22 protein-coding genes are annotated in these 26015 nt (G+C 60.6%); 4 read left to right on the forward strand and 18 right to left on the reverse strand.

What is annotated here, in order from left to right; genetic code table 11:
• Positions 1-99: 99 nt before the first annotated feature.
• From NCR98_RS13490 to NCR98_RS13540, 11 genes are all read right to left on the reverse strand, one after another.
• Entirely contained in the window at positions 100-852 is a 753-nt protein-coding gene (locus NCR98_RS13490) for an ABC transporter ATP-binding protein (RefSeq protein WP_250526410.1), read from the reverse strand.
• Complete coding sequence (locus NCR98_RS13495; RefSeq protein WP_250526411.1) at positions 852-2636, reverse strand: branched-chain amino acid ABC transporter ATP-binding protein/permease; 1785 nt, start codon at positions 2634-2636, stop codon at positions 852-854. Before NCR98_RS13495 ends, NCR98_RS13490 begins: the two co-directional genes overlap by 1 nt.
• A 4-nt stretch (positions 2637-2640) precedes the next feature.
• Entirely contained in the window at positions 2641-3696 is a 1056-nt protein-coding gene (locus NCR98_RS13500) for a branched-chain amino acid ABC transporter permease (RefSeq protein ID WP_250526412.1), read from the reverse strand.
• 156 nt (positions 3697-3852) lie between these two features.
• Positions 3853-5025, reverse strand: a complete 1173-nt coding sequence (locus NCR98_RS13505) for an ABC transporter substrate-binding protein (protein WP_250466197.1) — start codon at positions 5023-5025, stop codon at positions 3853-3855.
• Between the two features lie 247 nt (positions 5026-5272).
• Positions 5273-6439, reverse strand: coding sequence for an ABC transporter substrate-binding protein (locus NCR98_RS13510; protein WP_250526413.1), 1167 nt, complete (start codon positions 6437-6439; stop codon positions 5273-5275).
• Between the two features lie 503 nt (positions 6440-6942).
• Entirely contained in the window at positions 6943-7914 is a 972-nt protein-coding gene (locus tag NCR98_RS13515; protein ID WP_250526447.1) for a branched-chain amino acid ABC transporter permease, read from the reverse strand.
• Complete coding sequence (locus NCR98_RS13520) at positions 7914-8798, reverse strand: branched-chain amino acid ABC transporter permease (RefSeq protein WP_244826620.1); 885 nt, start codon at positions 8796-8798, stop codon at positions 7914-7916. The genes NCR98_RS13515 and NCR98_RS13520 overlap by 1 nt, the downstream gene beginning before the upstream one ends.
• 83 nt (positions 8799-8881) lie before the next feature.
• Complete coding sequence (locus NCR98_RS13525) at positions 8882-10099, reverse strand: ABC transporter substrate-binding protein (protein WP_244826621.1); 1218 nt, start codon at positions 10097-10099, stop codon at positions 8882-8884.
• Between the two features lie 95 nt (positions 10100-10194).
• Positions 10195-10956, reverse strand: a complete 762-nt coding sequence (locus NCR98_RS13530; RefSeq protein ID WP_250526414.1) for an ABC transporter ATP-binding protein — start codon at positions 10954-10956, stop codon at positions 10195-10197.
• Positions 10953-11732 carry an ABC transporter ATP-binding protein gene (locus tag NCR98_RS13535; RefSeq protein ID WP_250526415.1) on the reverse strand — a complete coding sequence of 260 codons (780 nt, stop codon included), beginning with the start codon at positions 11730-11732 and terminating at the stop codon, positions 10953-10955. Before NCR98_RS13535 ends, NCR98_RS13530 begins: the two co-directional genes overlap by 4 nt.
• A gap of 312 nt (positions 11733-12044) precedes the next feature.
• Positions 12045-13721 (reverse strand): GMC family oxidoreductase, encoded by a 1677-nt coding sequence (locus tag NCR98_RS13540; RefSeq protein ID WP_250526416.1) that lies wholly within the window; start codon positions 13719-13721, stop codon positions 12045-12047.
• 125 nt (positions 13722-13846) lie between these two features.
• Here NCR98_RS13540 and NCR98_RS13545 point away from each other — a divergent pair, with 125 nt between their 5' ends.
• Both NCR98_RS13545 and NCR98_RS13550 read left to right on the forward strand, forming a co-directional pair.
• Entirely contained in the window at positions 13847-14749 is a 903-nt protein-coding gene (locus tag NCR98_RS13545) for a LysR family transcriptional regulator (RefSeq protein ID WP_250526417.1), read from the forward strand.
• An 88-nt stretch (positions 14750-14837) separates the two neighbouring features.
• A complete protein-coding gene (locus NCR98_RS13550) occupies positions 14838-15377 on the forward strand; it encodes a class IV adenylate cyclase (protein ID WP_244826626.1) in 540 nt (179 codons plus the stop codon).
• Here NCR98_RS13550 and NCR98_RS13555 read toward each other — a convergent pair.
• Positions 15353-15838, reverse strand: a complete 486-nt coding sequence (locus NCR98_RS13555) for an Lrp/AsnC family transcriptional regulator (protein WP_244826627.1) — start codon at positions 15836-15838, stop codon at positions 15353-15355. The genes NCR98_RS13550 and NCR98_RS13555 overlap by 25 nt on opposite strands.
• 548 nt (positions 15839-16386) lie before the next feature.
• Here NCR98_RS13555 and NCR98_RS13560 point away from each other — a divergent pair.
• On the forward strand, positions 16387-17073 hold the full coding sequence (locus tag NCR98_RS13560) for a response regulator transcription factor (protein ID WP_250526418.1): 687 nt from the start codon (positions 16387-16389) through the stop codon (positions 17071-17073).
• Positions 17074-17093: 20 nt separating this feature from the next.
• Positions 17094-18614, forward strand: a complete 1521-nt coding sequence (locus NCR98_RS13565; RefSeq protein ID WP_370652049.1) for a sensor histidine kinase — start codon at positions 17094-17096, stop codon at positions 18612-18614.
• Positions 18615-18668: 54 nt separating this feature from the next.
• On the opposite strand, the gene NCR98_RS13570 is transcribed toward NCR98_RS13565, so the two are convergent.
• The 6 genes from NCR98_RS13570 to NCR98_RS13595 form a co-directional block, all read right to left on the reverse strand.
• Positions 18669-19118, reverse strand: coding sequence for an SET domain-containing protein (locus NCR98_RS13570; protein WP_244826630.1), 450 nt, complete (start codon positions 19116-19118; stop codon positions 18669-18671).
• Between the two features lie 217 nt (positions 19119-19335).
• Positions 19336-20448 carry an NADH:flavin oxidoreductase/NADH oxidase gene (locus tag NCR98_RS13575; RefSeq protein WP_244826631.1) on the reverse strand — a complete coding sequence of 371 codons (1113 nt, stop codon included), beginning with the start codon at positions 20446-20448 and terminating at the stop codon, positions 19336-19338.
• A 101-nt stretch (positions 20449-20549) separates the two neighbouring features.
• Positions 20550-21278 carry a glutamine amidotransferase gene (locus NCR98_RS13580; RefSeq protein WP_250526419.1) on the reverse strand — a complete coding sequence of 243 codons (729 nt, stop codon included), beginning with the start codon at positions 21276-21278 and terminating at the stop codon, positions 20550-20552.
• 145 nt (positions 21279-21423) lie between these two features.
• The gene (locus NCR98_RS13585; protein ID WP_244826633.1) at positions 21424-22068 is read right to left on the reverse strand and encodes a MarR family winged helix-turn-helix transcriptional regulator; all 645 of its coding nucleotides are present in this window, start codon (positions 22066-22068) and stop codon (positions 21424-21426) included.
• Between the two features lie 803 nt (positions 22069-22871).
• Positions 22872-23987, reverse strand: a complete 1116-nt coding sequence (locus NCR98_RS13590) for a YbdK family carboxylate-amine ligase (RefSeq protein WP_244826634.1) — start codon at positions 23985-23987, stop codon at positions 22872-22874.
• Between the two features lie 44 nt (positions 23988-24031).
• Positions 24032-25234, reverse strand: a complete 1203-nt coding sequence (locus tag NCR98_RS13595) for a cation:proton antiporter (RefSeq protein WP_250466215.1) — start codon at positions 25232-25234, stop codon at positions 24032-24034.
• Positions 25235-26015: the final 781 nt, after the last annotated feature.

The following is a 26015-nucleotide window of genomic DNA, read 5'->3' on the forward strand; positions in this document are numbered from 1 at the left end:
ATATCGGGTTCTCGTCCGCCGATTTTCCAACGACCCGGAAAAGGCGAAAAAAATGGCGTGTTTCACGTGAAACACGCCTTCGAGATTTGACGCAACCCGCTAAACAGCCTTCTTTACCAACCCGAGGTAAGTCTCAATGACTTGGGGATTGTGTTGCAAATCTTGCGCGGGGCCTTTCAGGGCGAATTCGCCTGTCTCAAGAACGTAGCCAAAGTCAGATATCTGTAGTGCCGCGCGTGCGTTTTGCTCGATCAAAAGTATTGCGACGCCCGTCTCGCGAAGCGCGCTAACGATATGAAAAATCTCCTTCACGATCAAAGGTGCCAGACCCAGACTAGGCTCATCGAGCATCAACAATTTTGGCTTGGCCATCAACGCTCGACCCACAGCAAGCATTTGCCGCTCACCGCCGGATAGCGTTCCTGCCGCCTGCGTGCGGCGTTCCTTCAATCGGGGAAAAAGGCGAAAGACTGGTTCCAGCTGATCCAAGAAATTTCGCTCCCCCGCTCGCTTGCGCCGATAGGCGCCTAGGACGAGATTGTCCTCAACCGACATCGAAGCAAACAGTTCCCGGCGCTCAGGGACAAGGCACATTCCACGTGAAACACGACGCTCGATAGGCAGCGCAGCGACATCCTCGTCCAGATACCGAATCACACCGTTAGACGATCCTGTCTGCGGCAATGCCCCCATGATTGCATTCAACAGGGTGGATTTTCCCGCACCATTTGGACCGATCACGGACACGATTTGTCCAGCGCTGACCGTAAGCGTCGCATTGTGCAGCGCCTCGACTTTCCCGTATCGGACGGATAAACCATCGACTTGAAGAATCGGCACACTTTTTTGCATCACTCCACTCCACCAAGGTACGCTTCGAGCACAGTAGGATCTTTCTGAACATCTGACGGCAAACCTTCTGCGATCTTCGTCCCGAACTCCATCACGACAAGGCGGTCGGTGAGATTCATCACGAAGTCCATATCGTGCTCGACCAGCAGGATGCTCATTCCCTCTGCGCGAAGCCTACGCAGCAGGTCGGCAAGCTGAAGCTTCTCCTGGTATCGCAAACCAGCTGCTGGCTCATCGAGAAGCAAAAGCGTCGGATCGCAACACAGCGCGCGCGCGATTTCCATGATGCGTTGTTGCCCCAGCGCCAGACTTCCGGCCTCACTGAATACATGCTTTTCCAGGCCGACGCGTTCGATCTGTCGCGCCGCCTCGGCCATCAGCCGACTTTCCTCCGCACCGTTCAAACGCGCGACGCTCCGCCAAACTCCGGTGTTTCCCCGCAGATGCGCGCCGATCGCAACATTTTCCAAGACGCTCATACCCGGAAGCATCTTCACGTGCTGGAAGGTTCGCCCGATGCCGCGCTTTACGATCTCCCGCGATGTCAGCTTCTCGATACGCTCGCCCCGAAAGCTGATCGCGCCGCTCGTAGCCTGAAGCACGCCGGTTACAAGATTGAAAGTGGTGGATTTTCCAGCGCCGTTCGGCCCGATCAGCCCGATGATCTCCCCTGCTTTTATGTCGAAGCTCACGTCGTTCACTGCAACAAGCCCGCCGAACTGTTTGCGCGCGTTATCGACGACAAGAAGCGATTCGCCCGCCGCCGGCTTGCTGCGCTGCGGCAACGCTTCGACGCGCTCCGGCACGCGCGCTCGCGGAGCGCTTGGAAACAAACGCGCCACAAACGGCCACACTCCCTGACGCGCGTATTGAAGCAGCAGCACCATCAACACGCCGAAGACAATAACCTCGAAGTTTCCGTTCGCACCGAGCAACTTGGGCAGCAGCGTCTGTAGATAATCTTGCAGAACGGTGAGGATAGTCGCGCCCAGAATCGCACCCCAGACATGCGCCACTCCGCCAACCACCGCCATGAACAGAAACTCGATGCCATGATTAAGCCCGAACGGCGTCGGATTCACCGCACGCTGTAAATGCGCGTAAAGAAAGCCGGAAATGGATGCAAGCACCGCCGCATAGACAAAGATAACGACGCGCATCCAGCCGGTATTGACACCCATCGCCTCCGCCATCGTGCCGCCGCCGCGCAACGCGCGGATAGCGCGGCCCGGACGACTATTAAGCAGATTCTGAACAGATACGACGGCGAGCAGCACGACGACCCAAATCAGGTAGTAGATGCTGCGCCCAGACTCCAAGTGCCATCCAAAAAGGTTCAACACAGGAATTCCATTGATCCCGTCGTACTTGCCGAGCAACTCCATGTTTCCGAACAGATAAAACAACGACAGTCCCCACGCGATTGTGCCGAGCGGCAGAAAGTGCCCGGAAAGCCGCATCGTGATGAGGCCCAGAAACAGCGCGATGACTGCCGTCAACACCACGCCCGCGATCAACGCAAGCCACGGTGACACACCGTATTGGGTCGTCAGAAACGCCGTTGCATACGCGCCTACGCCGACGAACGCGGCCTGCCCGAAGCTCGTCATCCCGCCTATGCCCGTCAGCAAGACGAGCCCTATCGCGACAATCGAATACAAGCCGATGTAGTTGAGCAGCGTTATCCAGTACTCCGGCACGGCCACCGGTTTCGGCAACACGGGCAACGCAAAGACCACGACGAGGAACAGCCAGAAGAAGCGGTATCGATGAAGGAATGCCATTGCGTTACTCCTCGTCTTCATCGGAATGCGGGCTTGCCAGGCTTCGCCATAGCAGCACTGGAATGATCAGCGTGAAGACGATCACCTCTTTGTACGCGCTCGCCCAGAACGACGAATACGACTCCAGCAAGCCGACGAGCAGCGACCCCGCCGCCGCCAGCGGATAACTCACCAGACCGCCCACGATTGCCCCGACGAAGCCCTTCAAGCCGATCAGGAATCCCGAGTCGTAATAGATGGTCGTGATGGGCGCGACGAGTACGCCGCACAACGCGCCGAGCCCCGCCGCCAGCGTGAACGCGAGCCGCCCCGCTTGCGTCGTGCCGATGCCGACCAGTCGCGCGCCCAAACGGTTCACCGACGTCGCCCGCAACGCCTTGCCGGAAATGGTCCGGTCGAAGTAGAAGTAGAGCGCCGCGATCAGCACGACCGCCGTGCCCACCACCCACACACTCTGCCCGGAGATCGACACGCTGCCGAGATTGAAGGTGGCGTCGGAGAACGCCGTCGTGCGCGATCCTTCCGCGCCGAACATGACGAGCCCGAGCCCGACCATCGCGAAGTGCACGGCCACCGCGACGATCAGCAGCAACAGCGTGCTTGCCTCCGCGATCGGCTCGTAGGCGAGTCGATACACGAACGGTCCCATCGGCACGACGATCAACAGCGTCAGCGCGATCTGCACGAACATCGGCAAGGGCTGCGCGAAGATTGACTGCGTCAGTACCCATACGCCGACGGGAAACAGCACATACTTTCCCGCGAGCGTTGCAAGCAGCCGTCCAATCTGCCGATACCGCGTCGGATGCTGCACGATCCCCGCAAGTTCGGCGACGAAGCAACCCGCGCCCATGACGATGAGCAAGTAACACGTCGCCGGCAGCTTTTGCGTCTGCAGCGCGGCAAGCGTGAGCGCGCCATAAGCGACGAACTCCCCTTGCGGGATGAAAATGACGCGAGTCACGGAAAACACGAGCACCAGGGCGAGCGCGAGCAATCCATAGATCGCGCCCGTGGTGATCCCGTCTTGCGCGAGGATCGCCGCAATCGATAAGTCCATACTTCCTCTTCAGAGCTTCCGCAAAAAGGTCGGGCTGCCGGATCAGCCCGTGAACATGGGAAAAAGCGGCGCGCCGCATACATCGGCGCACCGCTTTGCTATCTTGAAAATCGGAGAAAAGAACGCGCCTTTAGCAGAGCCCGCGCTCAAGTCCGATCAGTCGTTGAGCAGCTTCCACTTGCCATCGGAGATTTGCACCATCACACGCGCGCGATCGTCGAAGCCGTTGTGATCGTTCGATGTCGTGTTCATGATGCCGTGCGCGACGGGCAAGTCCTTCAGATTCTCCAACGCGGCGCGCAGCGCTTCACGGAACTCGGGCGTACCTGGCTGCGCTTTCTTCAGCGCTTCGGGGATCGCACGCTGAAGCATCTGACCGGCGTCCCACGCGTGACCGCCGAAGGTGGAAAGCGTACCCGCCCCGTTGGCCTTCTCATAGGCGTTCTTGTACGCCGCCGAGGACTTCTTCACCGGATTGTTTTCCGGCAGTTGCTCGGTCACGAGAACCGGCCCGGCAGGCAGGATCTCTCCTTCGCAATCCTTGCCGCATACGCGCAGGAAGTCGTTGTTCGCCACACCGTGCGTCTGATAAACCTTGCCCTTGTACCCGCGCTCCTTTAACGCCTTCGCCGGCAGCGCCGACGGCGTTCCCGCGCCTGCAATCAGCACGGCATCCGGATTGGCGCCCACCGTCTTGAGCACCTGACCGGTGACGGACGTGTCCGTGCGGTTATAGCGTTCGTTCGCGACGATCTTGAGCTTGTGCGCGCTCGCCGCTGCGTTGAAGACGTTGTACCAGCCGTCGCCGTAGGCATCCGCGAAGCCGATGAAGCCCACTGTCTTCACGCCGTGCTTCTCCATGTAACTGGCGATGGCGTCGGCCATGAGCGCGTCGTTCTGCGGCGTCTTGAAGACCCACGCTTTCTTGCCATCCATCGGTGCAATGATGGAAGCCGATGCCGCCATCGAGATCATCGGTGTCTTCGAAGCCGAAGCGGCATCGATCATCGCGAGCGAATTGGGCGTGACCGTTGAACCGACGACTGCATCGACATGATCCTCGTCTATCAGCTTGCGCGTGTTCTGCACGGCGCGGCTCGTGTCGGAGCCGTCATCCAGCACGATGTACTCGACGGACTTGCCGCCAATTTCCTTTGGCAACAACGCGATGGTATTTTTCTCGGGAATCCCGAGCGATGCCGCCGGTCCCGTGGCCGAGAGCGTCACGCCAATCTTCACTTGCGCGAAGGCCGCGCCCGAGCTTACGAGCGCGCCACCCGCGATGGCGAGCGCGACGCTTGCCCTGATCCATGTGTGCTTCGTTTTCATTGCTTGTCTCCAAACGCGACCGGCTGTACGCGCCGCTGCGAGTTGTTATCGATGAAGCTTGCTTACTGCCGTCTGAATAGCCGCCCCAATCTATGTACCGCGAAACCACGTGCCTAGGCTGGTTTTCCCTGACCGTCGGCAGGCGCTGCATGGGGTTTTCGCGCCCTCTTCTCTTCAATTACGGCATGCAGAAAAAAAGGCGCGACCATGACAGACGCGCCTTCTTCGTTTGCGTGATTCCACATGCTCAGTTGCCCGAGAGCTTCCACTTGCCGCCGACGATCTCCACCATCACGCGAGCACTCTGATCAAGACCAGAGTGATCGTTCGCGCTCATGTTGAAGATGCCGTGCGATGCAGGCAAGTCCCTGGTGCCTTCGATAGCCGCGCGCAATGCCTCGCGAAACGCGGGCGTTCCTGGCTGACCCTTCTTCAAGGCAATGGGAATAGCGCGCTGGAGAATGAGACCCGCGTCCCACGCATGACCGCCGAACGTCGAGACCGAACTTGCGCCGTATGAGCCTTCATAAGCCTTCTTGTAAGTGAGCGCGGCTTGCTTCACCGGATTGCTGTCCGGCAGTTGCTCGGCGACCAGCAACGGTCCGGCGGGCAGGAACGTGCCTTCGCAATCCTTGCCGCATACGCGCAGGAAGTCGTTGTTGGCAACGCCGTGCGTCTGATAGATCTTGCCCTTGTAGCCGCGCTCCTTGAGCGTCTTCTGCGGCAGCGCGGCGGGTGTTCCAGCACCGGCGATGAGCACCGCATCCGCGTTCTGCGACATCATCTTGAGCACTTGCCCCGTGACCGATGCGTCGTTGCGCGCGAAGCGCTCGTTGGCCACGACGCGAATCTTCGCGAGTTCCGCCGCCTTCGTGAACTCCTTGAACCAGCTCTCGCCGTAGGCGTCTGAGAAGCCGATGAAGGCAACCGTCTTCACGCCATGATTCGACATGTGCTGCGCGATGGCGGTCGCCATGAGGATGTCGTTCTGCGGCGTCTTGAAGACCCACGCCTTCTTCGCATCCATGGGTTCGACGATGCTGGCCGCGGCCGCCATCGAGATCATGGGCGTGGTGGTCTCGGCGGCGATGTCGATCATCGCGAGGGAATTGGGAACGACCGTCGAACCGACGAGCGCATCGACGTGGTCTTCGCTCGTGAGCTTGCGCGCGTTCTTCACGGCTTGCGTGGAATCCGTGGCGTCATCCAGCACGATGTACTGCACCTTCTGCCTCGCCACTTCCTTCGGCAGCAACGCGATGGTGTTCTTTTCCGGAATGCCGAGCGAAGCTGCCGGGCCCGTTGCCGAAACCGTCACGCCTATCTTTACGTCCGCGAAAACCTGAGTGCTGAATACCGCCGATAAACCCGCGACAGCCATTGCGACCGTCTTAACGCGTAAAGCCCACTTCATTGATTTGCGCCCTGTCTTGATCGTGAAACGTCCAGTTTGAAGCCCGCGTCTTTTCACCGACCGATGGGTCGGGAAATGCAGTTTAGCGGAGGGGCGTCATGCACAGCAAGCGTTTTGCAGGGCTTATGACGGCTGTCGAACGTAAGCTGCGACCGGGTGTGAATCGAGTTTTTTGAATCCGCCGAAACGGTATGCGGATTATATTTCGGCGACGCGAAATATCGACGTAAAACAAAACAGCCAATAAAAAAGCGCTGTTGGAATCATCCAACAGCGCTTTCGGTCGGGCACTTGGTGCCTCATGTCTCCTCGTTCTCCACCTCAAAAATCTGGGTGCAACAGAACTAAGCAGAATGTTATCGACTGTATCGTTTCGCAACAACCTAGCATTTACCCTAGTGGTGCATAAAAGCACCTTAAGTGGGCGATTTCGAGGTCGTTAACCGTGCATTGCGCGCGTGTCGTTGCTTGAACAGTATTTGTTCGGATATCCAACTAAATGGTTAACCCTGTAGCGGTCTGACACGCGCCACGATTTCACCCACAATGCCGCGCCGAAATGCGAGCACGCATGCGATAAAAATCAGGCCCGTCACGATAGTCACGGATTCACCCAGCGAATTGAACCAGTCCACGCCGGTGAGTCGCGCAAGTCCGCCGCCGATATCGCCGAGCCGGTCTTCCAGCGCAACGATGATCGCCGCGCCGAGCAACGGACCGAACATGGTGCTCATGCCGCCGACGAGCGTCATCAGCACAACCAGGCCGGACATCGTCCAGTAGGCATCGCCGAGAGTTTCGAAGCCGAGCACGAGCGTCTTCAGCGCACCGGCCAGCCCTGCAAGACCCGCCGACAACACGAACGCAAGCAGCTTGTAGCGCGCGGTATCGTAGCCGAGCGATACCGCGCGCGGCTCGTTCTCCTTGATCGCGATCAGCACTTGTCCGAACGGCGAATGCACGATACGCACGATCAACGCGAACGCCAGCAACATGACGACGAGCACGACGTAATAGAGCGTGATGTCACTGCCGAGGTTCAACGCGCCGACGAGCTTGCCGCGCGGCACGCCTTGCAAGCCGTCTTCGCCATGCGTGAACGGCGCCTGCAGGAACACGAAGTAGACCATCTGCGCGAGCGCGAGCGTGACCATCGCGAAGTAGATGCCTTGGCGGCGAATCGCCAGAAGACCGACGATCAATCCAAGCACGGTCGCCACCGCCGTTCCCGCGATCACGCCGAGTTCGGGCGTCAACCCCAATGTCTGGATGGCATAGCCCGCGGTGTAACCCGCGCTTGCCAGAAACATCGCGTGCCCGAAAGACAGCAAGCCCGTATAGCCGATCAACAGATTGAACGCCGCCGCGAACAACGCGAAGCACAGCACTTTCATCATGAAGACCGAATACACGCCCGCGAAGGGCGCGACGATCAAAGCGATCAGCAACAAGCCGTAAAGCGCTTTTCTCTGCATCATTTTTCCTTGCCGAAGAGTCCGGCGGGCCGCACCATCAGCACGAGCGCCATGATGACGAAGACAACCGTCGCGGACGCTTCCGGATAAAACACGCGCGTCAGGCCTTCGATGATGCCGAGCAAAAGACCCGTGAGAATCGAGCCCATGATCGAACCCATGCCGCCGATCACCACGACCGCGAACACGGTGATGATCATCGACTGGCCCATCAGCGGCGACACTTGAATCACCGGCGCGGCCAGCACCCCCGCAAAGGCCGCAAGCGCGACGCCGAAGCCATAGGTGAGCGTGATCATGAGCGGCACGTTGATGCCGAATGCCTCGACGAGCTTCGGATTCTCCGTGCCCGCGCGCAGATAAGCGCCAATGCGCGTCTTCTCGATCACGAACCATGTCGCGAAGCACACCGCGAGCGATGCCACGACGACCCACGCGCGATAGTTCGGCAGGAACATGAAGCCGAGATTGGTCGCGCCCGTCAGAAGCGAGGGCACGTCGTAAGGCTGACCCGACGAACCATAGATGGAACGGAACACGCCTTCGATCACGAGCGTGAGGCCGAACGTAAGCAACAAGCCGTAGAGGTGATCGAGCTTGTATAGCCAACGCAGCATCGAGCGTTCGATAACCATGCCGAAGAGGCCGACGATAAGCGGAGCGAGCACGAGCATTGCCCAATAGGGCACGTTGAGATACGAGGCGCCCATCCACGCGAGCATGGCGCCAAGCATGAACAACGCGCCGTGCGCGAAGTTGATGACGTTGAGCAAGCCGAAGATCACCGCGAGCCCGAGACTCAGGATCGCGTAGAACGAGCCGTTCACCAGTCCGAGGAGCAACTGGCTCATCATCGCGGCGAGCGGGATGCCGAAAATTTCCATTGAACCTGCCGTCAGGAATGGGTCGATTAAGTCATCGCGACAAGCGGCCAATGACAGCCGCTTGCCGCATCAACCGTGTGCGCTTATTTCCACGCCGCGCAGCGCGACTCCGCCTTCGTGCCGAATGCCTGATCGCCGGGAATCGTCGCCGTGATCTTGTAGTAGTCCCACGGCTCCTTCGACTCCGACGGCTTCTTCACTTCCATGAGATACATGTCGTGGATCATCGCGCCGTCCTGGCGGATGGTGCCCTTCGCGTAGAAGTCGTCGATCTTCGTCTGCTTCAACTGCGCCATGATCTTGTCGCTGTCGGTCGTGCCCGTGGCCTGCACGGCCTTCAGATACGTCGTGACAGCCGAATAGTCCGCGGCCTGCAGGCTCGTCGGCATCTTCTTCATCTTGTCGAAGTAGCGCTTGGCCCACGCGCGCGTCTTGTCGTCCTTGTTCCAGTACCAGCTATCCGTCGCCACGAGGCCTTGCGTGGTTTCGAGTCCCAGGCTGTGGATGTCCGTCAGGAAGATCAGCAACGCGGCGAGTTTCATCGACTTGTTGATGCCGAATTCCTTCGCTGCCTTGATCGAGTTGATGGTGTCGCCGCCCGCGTTCGCAAGACCGAGCACCTGCGCCTTCGATCCTTGCGCCTGCAACAGAAACGACGAGAAGTCCGACGCCGACAGCGGATGGCGTACATCGCCGAGCACTTGGCCGCCGTTGGCCTTCACCACATCGGCCGTGTTCTTTTCGAGCGCCTTGCCGAACGCGTAGTCGGCGGTGAGGAAGTACCACGACTTGCCGCCCTGCTTCGTCACGGCGGAACCGGTGCCCTTGGCGAGCGCCATGGTGTCGTACGCATAGTGCACGGTGTACGGTGTGCACTGCTCGTTCGTGAGGTTGTCCGCGCCCGCGCCGATGTTGATGTACGGAACCTTCTTCTCGCCCGCGACCTGATTGGTGGAAAGCGCGGTAGCCGAGTTCGTGCCGCCGATGATCACGTTCACGCCATCGCGGTCGATCCACTCACGCGCGCGCGATGCCGCGATATCCGCCTTGTTCTGGTGATCCGCATACACGAGTTCGATTTGCTTGCCGTTCACCTTGCCGCCGAAGTCCGCAATCGCCATGCGAATGGCTTCGAGACCGCCCTGGCCGTCGATATCGGCATAGAGACCCGACAGGTCGGTAATGAAGCCGATCTTCACCGTGTTGCCGTCGGCCGCGTGAGCAGCGTTCATGGACGCCACACTCGCCGCCGCAGCCGCAAAGCAAAAAGTGGAAAGGCGCGCGAGGGTCTTCATTTTCATTGCAGTCTCCGTGAGTTTTTGGTTGTTGCGTGCTGCCTGAGCCGTGCCGCTTTACGTGCCGCTTCAACGTGCCGCGTTTGTCGATTTAAGAACGATTACACCCCGAGCAATTCGTGCAGCACCGGCATCTTCGCTTCGAGTTCCCCCGCGCCGAAATGCTCGACGATGTTTCCATGCTCCATCACATAGAAGCGGTCCGCGAGCGGCGCCGCGAAACGAAAATTCTGTTCGACCATGACGATGGTGTAGCCACGCCCCTTCAGCATGAGGATCATGCGCGCAAGTGTCTGCACGATGACGGGCGCAAGCCCTTCCGATATCTCATCGAGCAGCAGCAAATTGGCGCCGGTGCGCAGAATGCGCGCCACCGCGAGCATTTGCTGTTCGCCGCCCGAGAGCCGCGTGCCCTGACTCGCGCGCCGCTCCTTCAGATTCGGGAACATGGAGTAGATCTCGTCCAGCGGCATCGCCTCTTTCGGATTGCCGGTCACCGGTGGCAGGAGAAGATTTTCTTCGCAGGACAAGCTCGAGAAAATGCCGCGCTCCTCCGGACAATAGCCGACCCCATGATGCGCGATCTTGTGTGTGGCAAGCCCAATGGTCTCGCGTCCGCCCACGTGGATAGAGCCCGTGCGCCGCCCGGTCAATCCCATGATGGCGCGCATCGTGGTCGTGCGCCCCGCGCCGTTACGGCCGAGCAGCGTGACCACTTCGCCGCGATTCACCTTCAGATCGACACCATGCAGAATGTGCGATTCGCCGTACCACGCCTGCAAGCCTGCTATTTCCAGCGCGGGCACATGATCCGCTGCGCCGTTCGCCTCTTGCGAGCGGCCCGCTTCCACGATCGTGCTCATGCGTGCGCTCCGGTGAGCGCTGCATCGGCGCTGCCCATGTAGGCTTCCATCACGAGCGGATTCTTCGATACTTCCGCATAGCTGCCTTCCGCGAGCACTTCGCCGCGCTGAAGCACCGTGATGGTGTCGGAGATGCCAGCGATCACGTTCATGTTGTGCTCGACCATCAGAATGGTGCGTCCCGCCGAGACCTTCTTGATGAGCGCCGTCACGCGATCCACGTCCTCGTGCCCCATGCCTTGCGTCGGTTCGTCGAGCAGCATGAGTTCGGGTTCCATCGAAAGCGTCGTGGCAATTTCCAGCGCGCGCTTGCGGCCGTATGAAAGCTCGACGGTTTTCGTATCGGCGAAATCGGTCAGGCCCACTTGCGTGAGCAGATCCATCGCGCGGTCGTTGAGGGCATCGAGCGAACGCTCGCTGCGCCAGAACTGAAACGACGTGCCGAGCTGCCGCTGCAGGCCGACGCGCACGTTCTGCAGCACGCTCAAGTGCGGAAACACGGCGGAAATCTGGAACGAACGAATGATGCCGCGCCGCGCGATATGCGCCGGGCGTTCGCGCGTGATGTCGGTGCCGTTGAAGACGATCTGGCCCGCGGTGGGTTCGAGGAACTTGGTGAGAAGGTTGGAGCAGGTCGTCTTGCCCGCGCCGTTGGGACCGATCAGCGCGTGGATCGAACCGCGGCGCACGCGCAGGTTCACGCCATTCACGGCCGTGAAGCCTTTGAATTCCTTCGTGAGCCCTCGCGTTTCCAGAATGGTGTCGCCGAGAATCATGTCCCCTTCCATGCGAAGTGAAACGCTAAGCGGATGACTTCGCCTGCGCCTTATTTTTTATCCGCGCATACCGGACGCGGGTTTCGCGCCGATACCGCTTCGCCTCGTGCGCCGCTGTTGCGGTTGCACAAAAGTGTGCGCGCGATAAGCCGAGCATCACCTGATTCGAGGCCATTGTCGCCGCAATGATGCAGCGCAATCATTGGGATTTGCACTTACTTACGCCGTTGAAAGCTCGGACTGTCGGACACGCGAAGGCCTCGCATGACGCCGTCTCGTGCGAGGCCGCCAAACGCGCCGTTCATCGTGCGGTCATGCAAGCGCGGTTGCGATGACCTCTTGCGCTTCCATGCCGCGCCGGTCTTCGCGAATCATGTCGCTTGCGCGTTCGGCGATCATCAGCGTGGGCGAATTCGTGTTGCCGGAGGTGATGACCGGCATCACCGATGCATCGACCACGCGCAATCCGCGCACGCCGATCACGCGCAGACGGCTATCGACCACGGCGGCGGGATCGTTGTCCGTACCCATGCGGCATGTGCCGACCGGATGAAAAATCGTCGTGCCGATATTGCCTGCCGCTTCGATCAGTTCTTCCTGCGTCTGGAACTGGATGCCGGGCAGAATCTCTTCGGGCGCATGTCGCGCCAGCGCGGGGGCGTTGACGATACGCCGCGTGAGCTTCAACGCGTTGACGGCAACTTCGCGGTCGTGTTCCGTGGAAAGATAATTCGGCGCGATGAGCGGTGCCGCGTGCGCATCCGGCGAGCCGATATGCACGCTGCCGCGCGACGTAGGCCGCAGATTGCATACGGACGCCGTGAACGCATTGAACGCGTGCAAGGGCTCGCCGAAGCGTTCGAGCGACAACGGCTGAACGTGATATTCGACATCGGAGCGCTTGATGGATGCGTCGTCGGGATTGGATTTGGCGAACGCGCCGAGTTGCGACGGCGCCATCGACATGGGGCCGCTGCGCAAGAGCGCGTATTGCATGCCGATGAAAAGCTTGCCCCACCATTTGGCCGACAACGTATTGAGCGTGCGCACGCCGTTTACTCTGTATGCCATGCGCAATTGCAGATGGTCCTGCAGATTCTCGCCGACGCCGCGCAGATCGCGCACGACATCGATGCCGAGCCGCTGCAGCCGCGCGCCATTGCCGATGCCCGAGAGCTCGAGAATCTGCGGCGAGTTGACCGCGCCCGCGCTGAGAATCACCTCGCAACGCGCCCGCGCGATGTAATCGACGTCGCCGCCGCGATATTCCACGCCCGAGCACCGCATGCCCTCGAACACGAGCCGTTGCGTGTGCGCGCCAGTGATCGTCGTGAGGTTCGGGCGCTTCATCGCTTCACGCAGGAATGCTTTGGCGGCGTTCCAGCGAATGCCGCCGCGCTGGTTCACATCGAAATAACCGACGCCTGTGTTGTCGCCGCGATTGAAGTCATCGGTTGCGGGAATGCCGCTTTGCTGCGCGGCTTGCGAGAAGGTTTCGAGAATCTTCCACTTGAGACGCTGTTTTTCCACGCGCCATTCGCCGCCCGCGCCATGCCACTGATTCGCGCCGCCGTGATGATCCTCGCTGCGCTTGAAGATGGGCAGCACGGAATCCCACGACCAGTTCGGGTCGCCGCTGATATGCGCCCAGTCGTCGTAGTCTTCGCGCTGGCCGCGCATGTAGATCATGCCGTTGATGGATGAACATCCGCCGAGCACGCGACCGCGCGGATAAGACAGCGTGCGCCCGTTCAGACCCGCTTCGGCTTGCGTCTTGTACAGCCAGTCCGTGCGCGGATTGCCAATGCAGTACAAGTAGCCGACGGGAATGTGAATCCAGTGATAGTCGTCCTTGCCGCCCGCTTCGAGCAGCAGCACGTTCACGTTGGGGTCTTCGCTGAGGCGATTGGCGAGCACGCATCCGGCCGTGCCCGCGCCGACGATGATGTAGTCGAATTCACCTTCCAGCTTGCGGGCGTCCTGTTTCATCGCTGTCTCCTGATGGCCGGCAATGCCGTCTGTCGCGGCATGGTCTGGCGAGAGTAACGCCGCAAGCCGCAGCAAATCCAATGAGATATGTTCATCGGCGATATAAGTCGCGCTAATATCAGCGCATGGACTACACACTTCTGCGCGCTTTCATCACCGTCGCTCGCGAAGGCAATCTCACGCGCGCGGCGGCGCAACTGCATGTCACTCAGCCAGCGGTCAGTCTCCAGATCAAGAATCTTCAGGAGATGCTCGGCGTCGTGCTGTTTTCGCGGACATCGCACGGACTTTTGTTGACGCGCGACGGCGAAGCGCTGCTGCCGCACGCGGAACGCGCGCTCGTCGCCGCCGCAGATGTCCAACGCGCCGCCGCCGCATTGCGCGACGAAGTGAGCGGCACGTTGCGCATCGGGACGATTCTCGACCCCGAATTTCTGCGCCTTGGCGGCTTTCTGCGGCAGCTCGTGGAAGCGTATCCGCGCATTGAAACGGCGTTGCGGCATGGCATGTCGGGTTGGGTGCTCGAACGCGTGAAGTCGCGCGAACTGGATGTCGGCTACTACATCGGCGACCCTGCGGCGGACGGCACGCGCGATGGCGAGCGCTTTCATGTCGTGCGGCTGACGCCCTTCGACTATCGCGTGCTCGCGCCCGCCGGCTGGCATAACCGCGTGAACAAGGGAAAGCGCAACTGGGCGACGCTCGCGCGGTTGCCGTGGATCTGGACGCCGCCGGAATCCGCACACAACCGGCTGCTATCGCAGATTTTCCGCGACGCCAACGCGTCGCCGACCATCGTCGCCGAAGTGGATCAGGAGCCGTCGATGCTCGATCTCGTCAAATCGGGCGTGGGCCTTTCGCTCGCCCGCGATTCGATCGCGCTTCGGGAAGCGCACGCGCATGCGCTGACCATCGTCGAGGGCGTCACGGTATCGACACAATTGTCGTTCGTGACGCTCGCCGAACGCCGCGAGGAACCGGCGATTGCGGCGGCGCTGCGGCTCATCGACGCCCAATGGTCGATGTAAGGCGAAGTTCAAGCGGCCTTCATCGAAACTTTGCTAGGCTTGAGCGCAGATGTTTCATTCAAGGCAAACCGCTCAACCGGAGTCCTCCATGGCACGCAACATCGAAATCAAGGCACGCGCTCATCAGTTCGACCAATTGCGTGAGCGCGCCGCCGCGCTCGCCACCGACAGGCCGCTGGTGTTTCGCCAGCAGGACTTCTTCTACGACGTGCCCACCGGCCGTCTCAAGCTGCGCCAGTTCGACGACGGCACGCCATCGGAGCTGATCTTCTATCAGCGCGACGACCGCGACGGCCCGAAAGTCTCGTATTACTCGCGCAGTCCCGTGACGAATCCCGAAGCCATGCATACGCTGCTCGCGCAGGCGCTGACCACGCGCGGCATCGTCACGAAGGAAAGGCATGTCTATCTGGTCGGGCGCACGCGCATCCATCTGGATCGCGTGGATGGGCTTGGGGACTTCATCGAACTCGAAGTGCTGCTGGGTCAGGAAGACGACGAAGCCGGCGGCGAGGAAGAGGCGCACGCCATGTTCGCGCGTCTTGGCGTGGAACAGACGGATCTGGTGCCGGTTGCTTATGTCGACTTGCTGAATCCGACGCTTCAGGCGGAATCGGTCGACAAGTGACCTAGCGGCAGCGGACCGTTGCGCTTGAATGTCGTGAGCACGATGTTCGAGCGCACGCTATCGACGCCGGGAACGCGCATCAACTTCTTCATCACGAAGGTGGACAGCGCGTTCAGATCGGGCGCGACGATCCGCAGAAGGTAATCCGCATCGCCGACGGTCGCGTGGCATTCGAGCACTTCGGGCAGCGTCTCGATCTGCTGCTGAAACTCCTCGATGATCGAATCGCCGTGATGCTTGAGTTTCAGGCTCGTGAACGCGGTCACACCGAGGCCGAGCTTTTCTGGCCGCAACACCACCCGATATCCTTCGATCACGCCGGTCGCTTCGAGCCGCTGCAGTCGACGGCCGATCTGCGACGGCGACAGCGGCACCTGCTCGCCCAATTGCTGATGCGTGGCGCGGCCGAAGCGTTGCAGCACATCGAGCAAAGCGAGATCGAAATGATCGAGTTCCAGCATGATTGGGCGCGAGCGAAAGCGAAAACGAAGATGCGACTTTAGCGCATGAAAGTGTCATCGCTCACATACCCGACGCGCCGAAGGGCCGTTTCGCGCGGAGCTTAACGCATGCTTACGGCAACCGACAAGGTAACAGCCGTATTACCAACCGTGACATGATCGAAAGGATCGAAAAGCGCCTTTTGCCAGCTTCCCGTCATGGATGGAAGCCGATGCGAAGCTTGGAGAAAGAAATCGTGCTGAAATCTTTCGGTCGTGCAGGCTGATTTATAAGGTCGTGTAATGTAGCCGCGTGACGCGCGCCCGTGGACCCGGCCGATCGACCGGCACTTCTGACTGACGCTGTACAATCAGCAGCGCAACTAGCCTGGGCAACGTTCAGGCAGAAAGTCATCCGGTGTACGGCCGCTCGCGGCTCGAGGTTACGTTCGCGCGACGCCGCATGAGAATCAACGGATTTGATCCGGCTCGAACCCGCGCCGCCGCGTCGTGCATGTCACCGGCTTGGGCGCCGGCTCGGGTTAAACCCATCGTACTTGAGCGAGTTCATGCGAATCCTTCTGATTGAAGACGACCGCCCCATTGCGCGCGGCATCCAGAGCAGCCTCGAACAGTCGGGCTTCACGGTCGATATGGTCCACGACGGCATCTTCGCCGAGCAAGCGCTCGCGCAGAACCGCCACGAACTGGTCATTCTCGATCTGGGCCTGCCGGGCATCGACGGCATGACGCTTCTGGCGCGCTTTCGCCAGAGCAACCGGCATACGCCGGTCATCATCCTCACCGCGCGCGACGAACTGCATGACCGCGTGCAGGGGCTGAACAGCGGCGCCGACGACTACATGCTCAAGCCCTTCGAGCCGCAGGAACTGGAAGCGCGCATTCGCGCCGTGATGCGCCGTAGCGGCCCGCACGGCGACGTGCCGCGCCCCGAAGTCACCTTGGGCGGCTTGCGTCTGTCGGGCGTGGATCGCCGCATCTTTAACGACGAGCGTCCGCTCGAACTGTCGCCGCGCGAATTCGCCGTGCTGGAAATGCTGCTGCTGCGTCATGGCCGCGTCGTCAGCAAGGCGCAATTGCAGGATCACCTGACGCATTTCGGCGGCGATCTCGGCGATACGGCCATCGAAGTCTATGTGCATCGCGTGCGCAAAAAGCTGGAAAACACGCGCGTGGAAATCGTGACGGTGCGCGGCTTCGGCTATTTGCTTCAGGAGATCCGTCAGGCGGCGTGACGTCCCGGCGGTAGAACGGTTTGCGACTTCCCACCCGGCGCGCGGGCGATCAGCGTTTCGCCCGCGAAGATTGGCTCGATCTGGCGCGATCTAAGGCCACCGAAGTTCCCGCGTCACCAAGCCTGCGGCGCACGCTGTTGCGCCGCCTGGCCGCGCCGCTGTCCCTGCTCGCGCTGATGAGCGGCCTGATGGCGTACTGGCTCGCGTGGCAGTACACGCAGCACGTGGTGGACCGTTCTCTCGCGGATCTCGCCACCGCCATCTCCAAGCAGATTCAGCTCGCGGGCGTCGATGCCCCCGTCACCGTTCCGCCGCTCGCCCAGGCGATGTTCTCCGATCCGGTGGAGCAGCTCGTTTATCGCATCAGCACCGGCGACCAGGAAATTGCCGGCGAGCCCGATCTGCCGCTGACCGGCACCGCCGTGCGGCGCATCCACTATGCATACGTTTTCGAAACGCACTATCAGGGCGTGAGCGTGCGCGCCGCGCAAGTGCGCGTGCCGCAGCCGACGGGCAATCCTATCGTGGTCGAAGTGGCGCAGCGCGTGGGCTCGCGCTACAGAATCGCGGTGGAGTTTCTCTTCGCGATCATGATGCCGCTGCTGCTTTTGCTGCTCGCAGGCTGGGTGATCGTATGGCGCGTGGTGAATCAGCAATTGAACCCGCTCACCGATCTCGCCGACACGCTCAACCAGCAGACCCACATCTCGCTCGAACCCGTCGACGAAACCTTCGTGCCAAGCGAAATCCGTCCGCTCACGAGCGCCATGAACGGCTTGCTCGTGCGCCTTCAGGCCGCGCTCGATGCGCAACGCAAATTCATCGCCGATGCCGCGCACCAATTGCGCACGCCGCTTACCGCCGTCAAGCTGCACGCGGAGCAAGCGCTTAGTTCGCGCGATCCGGCGAAGGCCATCGAAGCGGTGAAGGAACTGCGCGCATCGGCGGATCGCGCGGTGCGTTTGTCGAATCAACTGCTTTCGCTCGCGCGCGCCGAACCGGGCGAACAAGCCGCGCGTTTCACGGACTTCGATCTCGCCACGCTCGCGTTCGAAACCGGCGCGGAATGGGTGCCGCGCGCGTTGTCGGCGGGCGTGGATCTGGGCTTTCAGCGTCTCGACGACCCCGACAACGAACATCCGATGATGGCGCGCGGCAATATCGTGCTGACGCGCGAGGTGATCGCGAATCTCATCGACAACGCGCTCAAGTATGTGCCGCCGTCGCGTCATGAAGGTTCGCGCATCACGCTGACCATCGGCGACTGGCACGATGCGCAAGGCAAGCGTTTCGGCGAAGTGGTCATCGAGGACAACGGTCCCGGTGTGCCGCCGGATCAGCAACCCGATCTCTTCAAGCGCTTCTTTCGTGGCGACGGTCAGATGGTGGAAGGCGGCGCGGGACTCGGGCTCGCCATCGTTCACGACATCATCTCGCTGCACGGCGGCACGGTGCATTACGAAGACGCTCCGGAAGGCGGCGCGCGCTTCATCGTGCGTATGCCGCTCAAGGACGGCGCGGCGCCAGCCGCCGCAAAATAAGAAGCCACGGCATGATTCCATGCAGTGGCTTCTTTACCATGGCGTTGCAAGCGCCTATTTCTTCAGCGCGAGCATGGTTCCGCGACACTTCTTCGCGCCGCAACGGCATTCGTATTCTTTCTTGAGCTTCTTCGTGATGCGGCCTTCGATCACGAGGCCGTAGTCGTAATTGAGCTCTTCTTCCGGCTCGATGTCGCGCAGGGCGTGGATGAACACGCGCCCTTCCACTTCCTCGGCTTCGCAATTCGGCTTGCACGAATGATTGATGTACTTCGCGCTGTTGCCGTCGATCTTGCCGTCGATCACGCTGCCGTCGTCGAGCGCGAAGTAGAACGTGTGATTCGGCTCATCCGGATTGTGCGGATGCCGGCGCAGCGCTTCCTTCCACGAGATACGCTCGCCCTTGTATTCCATCACCTGCTCACCCGCCGCGATGTGCTTCACGGCGAATACGCCCTTGCCATGTACTCCCGAGCGGCGGACGGTGATCCTGCGTGAACTCATCGAACGAATCCTTAATAAACGAGGTGTGGGGTTGGCTTCATGTCCACTTCGTCTTGGATCGTCTCGACGAAAGCGGATAAAAAAAACGCGGTGGCCGCTGAGGCGCCGCGTTGGCATGGTTGAACGTGCTGTTCAACTCAATCGTTATCGTACACTCCCGGGCCGCTGTCGAACAACTGGCCCGTGAGTATCCGTGGGTATCGACTGATGCTGTTGGTTAGCGCTGGCCGAACGCCACGTCGCCGAACAGGTTCTTCAGTTCGCGCGGCTGCGAGCGCCAGTATTGCGGCGGCGCCGTGACGGTCGCGCCAAGCTCGGCGGCGGCGTGCCACGCCCAGCGTGGATCGTACAGCGCGGCCCGCGCGATGGCGACGAAGTCCGCCTTGCCGCTACCAACGATCGCCTCGGCTTGCTGCGGCTCCGTGATGAGACCGACCGCGATGGTCGTCACGCCCGTGGCTTCCTTGACCGCCTGTGCGTACGGCACCTGATAGCCCGGCCCGAGCGTGATCTTCTGCAGCGGCGATACGCCGCCCGACGAGACATCGATCCAGTCGACATCGCGCTTCTTCAGTTCCGCCGCGAACGCGATCGTGTCCTCGATGGTCCAGCCGCCCTCGACCCAATCCGTCGCGGACACGCGCACGCCGACGGGCTTGTCGGCGGGAAACGCGGCGCGCACGGCCTCGAAAATCTCGAGCGGATAACGCATGCGATTTTCGAGCGAACCGCCGTATTCGTCGGTGCGCTGATTGGCGAGCGGCGACAGGAACTGATGCAGCAGATAACCATGCGCCGCATGCACTTCGATGCCGTCGATACCAAGCCGCGCCGCCCGTTTCGCCGATGCGACGAACGCTTCCTTCACGCGAATGAGGCCGGCCGCATCGAGCGCGAGCGGCGGCGTCTCGCCTTCCTTGTGCGGAATGGCCGAAGGTGCGTGCGTCATCCAGCCGCCGTCGGCAACCGGGATCAGCTGGCCGCCATCCCACGGCTTGTTGCTCGACGCCTTGCGGCCCGCGTGCGCGAGCTGCATGGTCACGGCGATATCCGAATACTGGCGGATGGCCGCGAGGACCGGACGCAGCGCGGCTTCGGTCGCGTCGTCCCAGAGACCGAGATCGCCGGGCGTGATGCGGCCGTCAGGCTCGACCGCGGTCGCCTCGATGACGAGCATGCCCGCGCCCGAGAGCGCGAGTTGGCCCAGATGGATCATGTGCCACGCGGTGGCCTCGCCGCGTTCGGCGGAGTACTGGCACATCGGCGAAATGACGATGCGATTGGGAAGCTGAAGGCTGCGTAAGGTCTTGGGAGTGAAAAGCGCGCTCATGTCGAAGGCTCGGTGAGAAAAGATGCGATCGAGAATAGCATCGGGATTTCTTCCGTGCAGGATGCATGCGGTGCCACCCGCCGCAATCCGCGCCTTGATCTTCAGCCCTGACGTTCGGTGCAGGGAAACTTGTCGAGCCATTCGTGGAACATGGCGCGCGCCGCGCGTTCGAGGGCGGGACCGTGGCGCGCCGTCTCTTCACGCAGCGTGACGGCCGTGGCGCCGCTCCTGGCGATATCCGCGGGATAGGTGACGAGCCAGCTCTCGAACCGGTCTGGCAGCACTTCGGGATGGCACTGCAGCGCAAGCACATGCTCGCCCCACGAGAACGCCTGATGCGCGCAAGCTTCCGTCGATGCAAGCAAGCTCGCGCCTTGCGGCAAATCGAAGGTGTCGCCGTGCCAGTGAAATACGGGAATGGGTTTGCCATCGGCTTCGAGATGACGCAGCGGCGACGCGCGCCCGGCGTCGGTCAGCGCAAGCGGCGACCAGCCGAGCTCCAGCTTTCCCGACGAATACACGCGCGCGCCGAGCGCACGCGCGATCAGCTGCGAGCCAAGACAGATGCCGATGGTCGGCAAGCCCGCCGCAATGCGCTTTTCGAGCATCGACAAAAGCGGAGCCAGATGGGGATACTGCGCATCGTCGTAGGCGCCGATCGGCCCGCCGAGCACGACCATGAGCGATGCATCGAGCGGATCGGGCGCGTCTATGCGTCCGCGGCCCACGTCGAGATAACGCACGAGATGGCCGCGGTCGCCGAGGACCAGTTCGAGGCTGCCCAGATCTTCGAAATAGACGTGGCGAATCGCCAGGACTTCACGTTTCATCGGCGGGTTTCCGTGGCTCGGACTGCGGAGTAGAGACGAGCCGCGCCTCGCCAGGAGGCGCGACGCGCACAGTCTAACCGACTCGACGCGGCCTCACAGCGTACCTTTGCACCGATCGACCCGGGTTGTCCCGGGCCGTTGCCGTTCAGGCGATTTGCGCGAAGACCTTCCAGCTCTTCTTCTGCGTGGCGACGTCGGCTTCTTCGTATACCGAACAGTCGAGACGCAGATTGGTATCCGCCATGTCGATCTGAAGCAGTGCGCAATGATGCAGCACCTTCTTCGGATTCTTGCTCGGCTGGAAATGCGCGCACGACAGACACATCCGATGCGCCGGAATCTGCTGTTGTGTTTCGAGCTGGCGGATGGTCTTGAGCAAGCTGCGGTAAAGCGCCGCTTGCTCTTCCTCACGCAATGTGCCGACCGCCTTCGCGAGGAAGTCCGGCCATTGCAGCGCGCGCTTGGCGGCCGTGCGGCCGCGTGCGGTCAGACGCACCGCCAGTGCGCGACCGTCGTCGAGTGCACGGCGCTTTTCGACGAGCCCCTTGCCTTCGAGCGTGCTCACGGCGTCGCTGGTGGTCGCGGCGGTCAGCGCGGTTTCCCGTGCAATCTCGCCGAGGCGCATAGGCCCCTTGCGCTGCATCAGCAGTACGAGAATTTCACCCTGGGTTGGCGTAAGCCCCGCGCCTTCCGCCCATTCCCAGGCCTGGCTGCGCATCGCTGTGCTCAGCCTCAGCAGGCCGTGGGTCACCCGCCCCGTCGCCTGCTCTCCGTATAAACCTTCACTCATGATCTTTCGCTTGTTGTTCCGCTTATGGGTTTTGACGGCATGTTCGCTAACCAACGAACACCACGTCCCCTAAGCCGCCCCAGGAACCTGCTGCCTGTGCACTGCTGTCAGTATTCCAAAGACCGCCTTCAGGTCGTGGTCCCCGCCGTCTCAAAATTCAGGCGTACCAAGCCAATTCGCTTTGCCTGAATGGGGGACATGCAACCCTCTTCGTTATGCGCCATCTTGTCACCAGCCACTTCACCACCCTGCTCGACAATCTTGCTTTGCGTCCAAAGTGACCGGTTGCGGCGCTATGTTTTTGCCGACTATGACGCGCCGTCGGCAACGTCGCCATTCTAAGCGACCTAGAACAAACGTACACCTTAATTATTCACGCAAAACTGTGGATAACCCGTGGAAAAACGTAGCGTTTGGTTGTGAGCGAATTCTCGATAAGCCAAGGCATCTTTCGACCACCCTTTGTCTTATCCTTGGCCGCGCGCATCCATTCAACTTTGATTCACCGCCTTATCGTTTTTCCAATTCGTTGACCTTGCAGCGCTTTTTAACGTTTTCCATAGCGTCGCGCAGCCCTCGTTACCTTCTATTACGTAGGTATACGGACTTCTCACGGGAAACCTTAGAGATGCCGTAACGATTCACGTAACGTTCAGGCAACGAGCTTATTCCTAAGTTCCGCATGCACGCGTTTCATACACAACATAGCGAGACCGAAGTTTCAAAGCACGAAGGCCGTTTCGACTTTCATCGAAACGGCCTTTCGTCTTGATTCTCACTTCAACGCGTGTGTAAGGGCAGCGTCATGCGCGCCATTGCAGGCATTGCTGACGTACGGCTTCATGGAGCGACTTCTCTTTGTCGAAAACGCCGCGCAACCAAGTGGCGTCATTCATGCCACCGCGTGCAATGTCCGCGATTTGCGCGAGCGCCGCTTGCGAACCCAATGCTTCGGCATGCGGTGCAAGTACATCCAGCGTTGCGAGAATATCTTCGCCGATGGTGTGCCGCTCACCCGACTGCGGATGCACGCAAGTGCCTTCCAGACCGAAGCGGCAAGCTTCGAAACGATTGAATGTATAGACGAGGTAATCGTCTTCTTGCGGCGTAAGCGGTTTATCGAGCAGCAAATACCGCGACAACGTTTGTATATAGCAAGCAATCGCCGCAGCGCGATCGACAGAAAGTGGCGTATCCATCACGCGAACCTCGATGGTGCCGAAACCCGGCTTCGGCCGGATATCCCAGTAGAAGTCCTTCATGCTGTTCACGACGCCCGTGTGCACCATCTTCGAAAAGTATTCCTCGAAGCTGTCCCACGTGAGGACAAACGGCGCGCGTCCGGAAAGCGGGAACGCGAATACCGAATTAAGCCGGGCCGAATGGAAGCCGGTATCGACACCCTGGATATATGGCGACGATGCCGAAAGCGCTATGAAGTGCGGAATATAGCGCGACATCGAATGCAACAGGAACAGCGCGCTATTCGGATCCGGACAGCCGATATGCACGTGCTGGCCGAACACCGTGAATTGCTTGGCCAGGTAGCCATAGAGTTCGGAGATGTACTGGAAGCGCGGCGCGTCGTAAATTTGCCGGTCGCTCCATTGCTGAAAAGCATGCGTGCCGCCACCGGCAAGGCCGACATTGAGTTGATCCGCCGCCGCGACCAGCGTATCGCGAATCTTTCGCAGGTCGGTGACGGCCTGTTCATGCGTCGTGCAGATGCCGGTCGAAAGCTCGATCATGCTTTCGGTGATTTCGGGCGTGATGTTGCCCGGAATCTCTTCGTCCTTGATGAGACGCATGAGGTCCGACGCGGCGCGGGTCAGATCGTAGTCGTGCGTATTGACGACCTGGATCTCAAGCTCCACGCCGAAGGTGAACGGCTCGGAGTCGATAAATGGTTCGAGTGCCATGACGCCTCTAAAAAATTCAATGCCCGTGCGGTGCGGTGCGGCGCCTATTCGCGCCGCTCGCCCACCGCCGACAGGCTACGGTACACCAGGAACGGCGACACGATTTGCAGCACGACGATCGAGCACATGACGATCGCGCGAAGCGTCGGGTCGTAGCTCGGATAAAGCACGTACATGTCGTCGACGAGCAGGTAGGCAAGCGCGGACATCGGCGTGAGCGCGACGCCCAATGCCGCGCCCTGCTTCCAGTCGAGGCCGCTCGGCTTTGCGAAAATCATCACGCCGGCCAGCTTGCCGATGAAGCGCGCGACGATCAGCGCGAGCGCCGCTACACCGCCAAGCGCGATATCGCGCCATTCGAACGACGTCAGTGTCAGCGCAAAAAGAATGACGGTCAGCAGCCATCCAGCGGAACCGAAATGCGTAGGCCAGAGTTGCGGCTTTTCATCAGCGTTCTTAACGATGATGCCTGCTGCAAGCAGCGCAAGAATGATCGACAGTTTGAAGATATGCGCGATCGCGATAGCCAGCAGCACGAGACCGAACAACGCGACGAAGGAGTGCTCGTCGTTCGCATTCAGACGCCGATACAACAGGTTGCATGCACGCGCGAGCAGGAAGGCCAGCACGAGCGAACCGATCAGCAGATAAAGCGGCTGCAGAATGGTTGCAAACGCATTGCCGTAAATTTCCTGATGCAACACGCCGGCCGCGAGTTTTTCGACGATCACCGCGTACATGCTGTTCAACGCGGTCAACGTGAGAAGACGCTGCGTAACCTGTCCTTCGGCGCGCAATTCGGTCTTCAATTGGATGACCATTGCGGGCGACGTCGCCATGGCGATGGCCGCGATGACGATCGAAGGCATTGTCGGCACGTTGCATAACATCAACGCAATCAACACGAAGCCGAAGGTAAGCGTGGCTTCGGCGATGCTCGACAGAATCAGATACGGATTGCGGCGGATCCAGCGCAAATCGAGCCGGCCGCCGAGTTCGAAGAGCAATAGCCCGAGCGCGACATCCAGCAGAGGCCGTGAGATGGCGCCTGCGCTTACGTCGATCACACCGAGTCCCGCGTTACCGGCGATCAGCCCGATGACCGCATAGCCCGTGATACGCGGCAGACGCCATGCGCGCCAGAGCAATTCTCCGGCGAGGCCGGCGGTGACGAGCGCAAGACCTGCCCAAAGAATGGCATTGGGTTCGAGCGGCCAGGCGGGCAAAAACGAAAAGGCCGAATTCATCGTGTTTGCTTCTCCTTCGTTGCAGCAGAGGATGCACGTTCTGTTGCGTGACTTTGCGCGCGCGGCGCATCCGAGCGGCTCGCCTGTTCAGGCGAATGAGTTCATTCAAATGAAACGAAAGCGAACGAACACGGCGTCACGGAACCAGCCGTGCACGAATTAGACGACGCACCCGGCTCGCCATCGCGCGGCTTACGACTCGCGCGCATTGAGATGGTGACGGATGCGGGCAAGACAAGCGGCGCTTGCCCGGAGGCGGGCCGACGGCCAGACGACAGCGCGGCCTGGTTGATCAGATTCGTGGCGCGCGCTCATCGTTCCGTTGAAGCGGTCGCCGTCTGAACGGCGCGACGCGGGAAGAAGCGCGATTGTGCCATACCTCGATGACCGTGACAGGGAAGTCCAGGCTCATGATTTTTATGAAGTAAAAGCGACAGCCGCGCACGCGCGAAGGCGGCAAGGCTGACCGGCGGGCGGTTTGCGGATTCGATTTCTCTCTTCCGATAGCCTCTGTGTCAGGTGTTTACAGGTTTACTGTATATACATGTAGTAGTAGTTAACAAGCACCTGCCTCACCTGTGGATAAGACCAATTTCTCCTTTCCAAACAAGCAATTGTGGAAAGCAGAACGCAGCGGTAAACATGTTCAGGCATGGCGGTCAACTTTGAACAACTTTCGGGACGCTCGGGCACTCGCGAGGGTTGTCCCGTTTACGTGCACAACGAGTCCACAACTCGTTCTTCGGTAAACCCGGGTCTTATCCACAACCCGGCTTGGATA

Source organism: Caballeronia sp. GAWG2-1 (assembly GCF_023631405.1).
Lineage (GTDB): Bacteria > Pseudomonadota > Gammaproteobacteria > Burkholderiales > Burkholderiaceae > Caballeronia.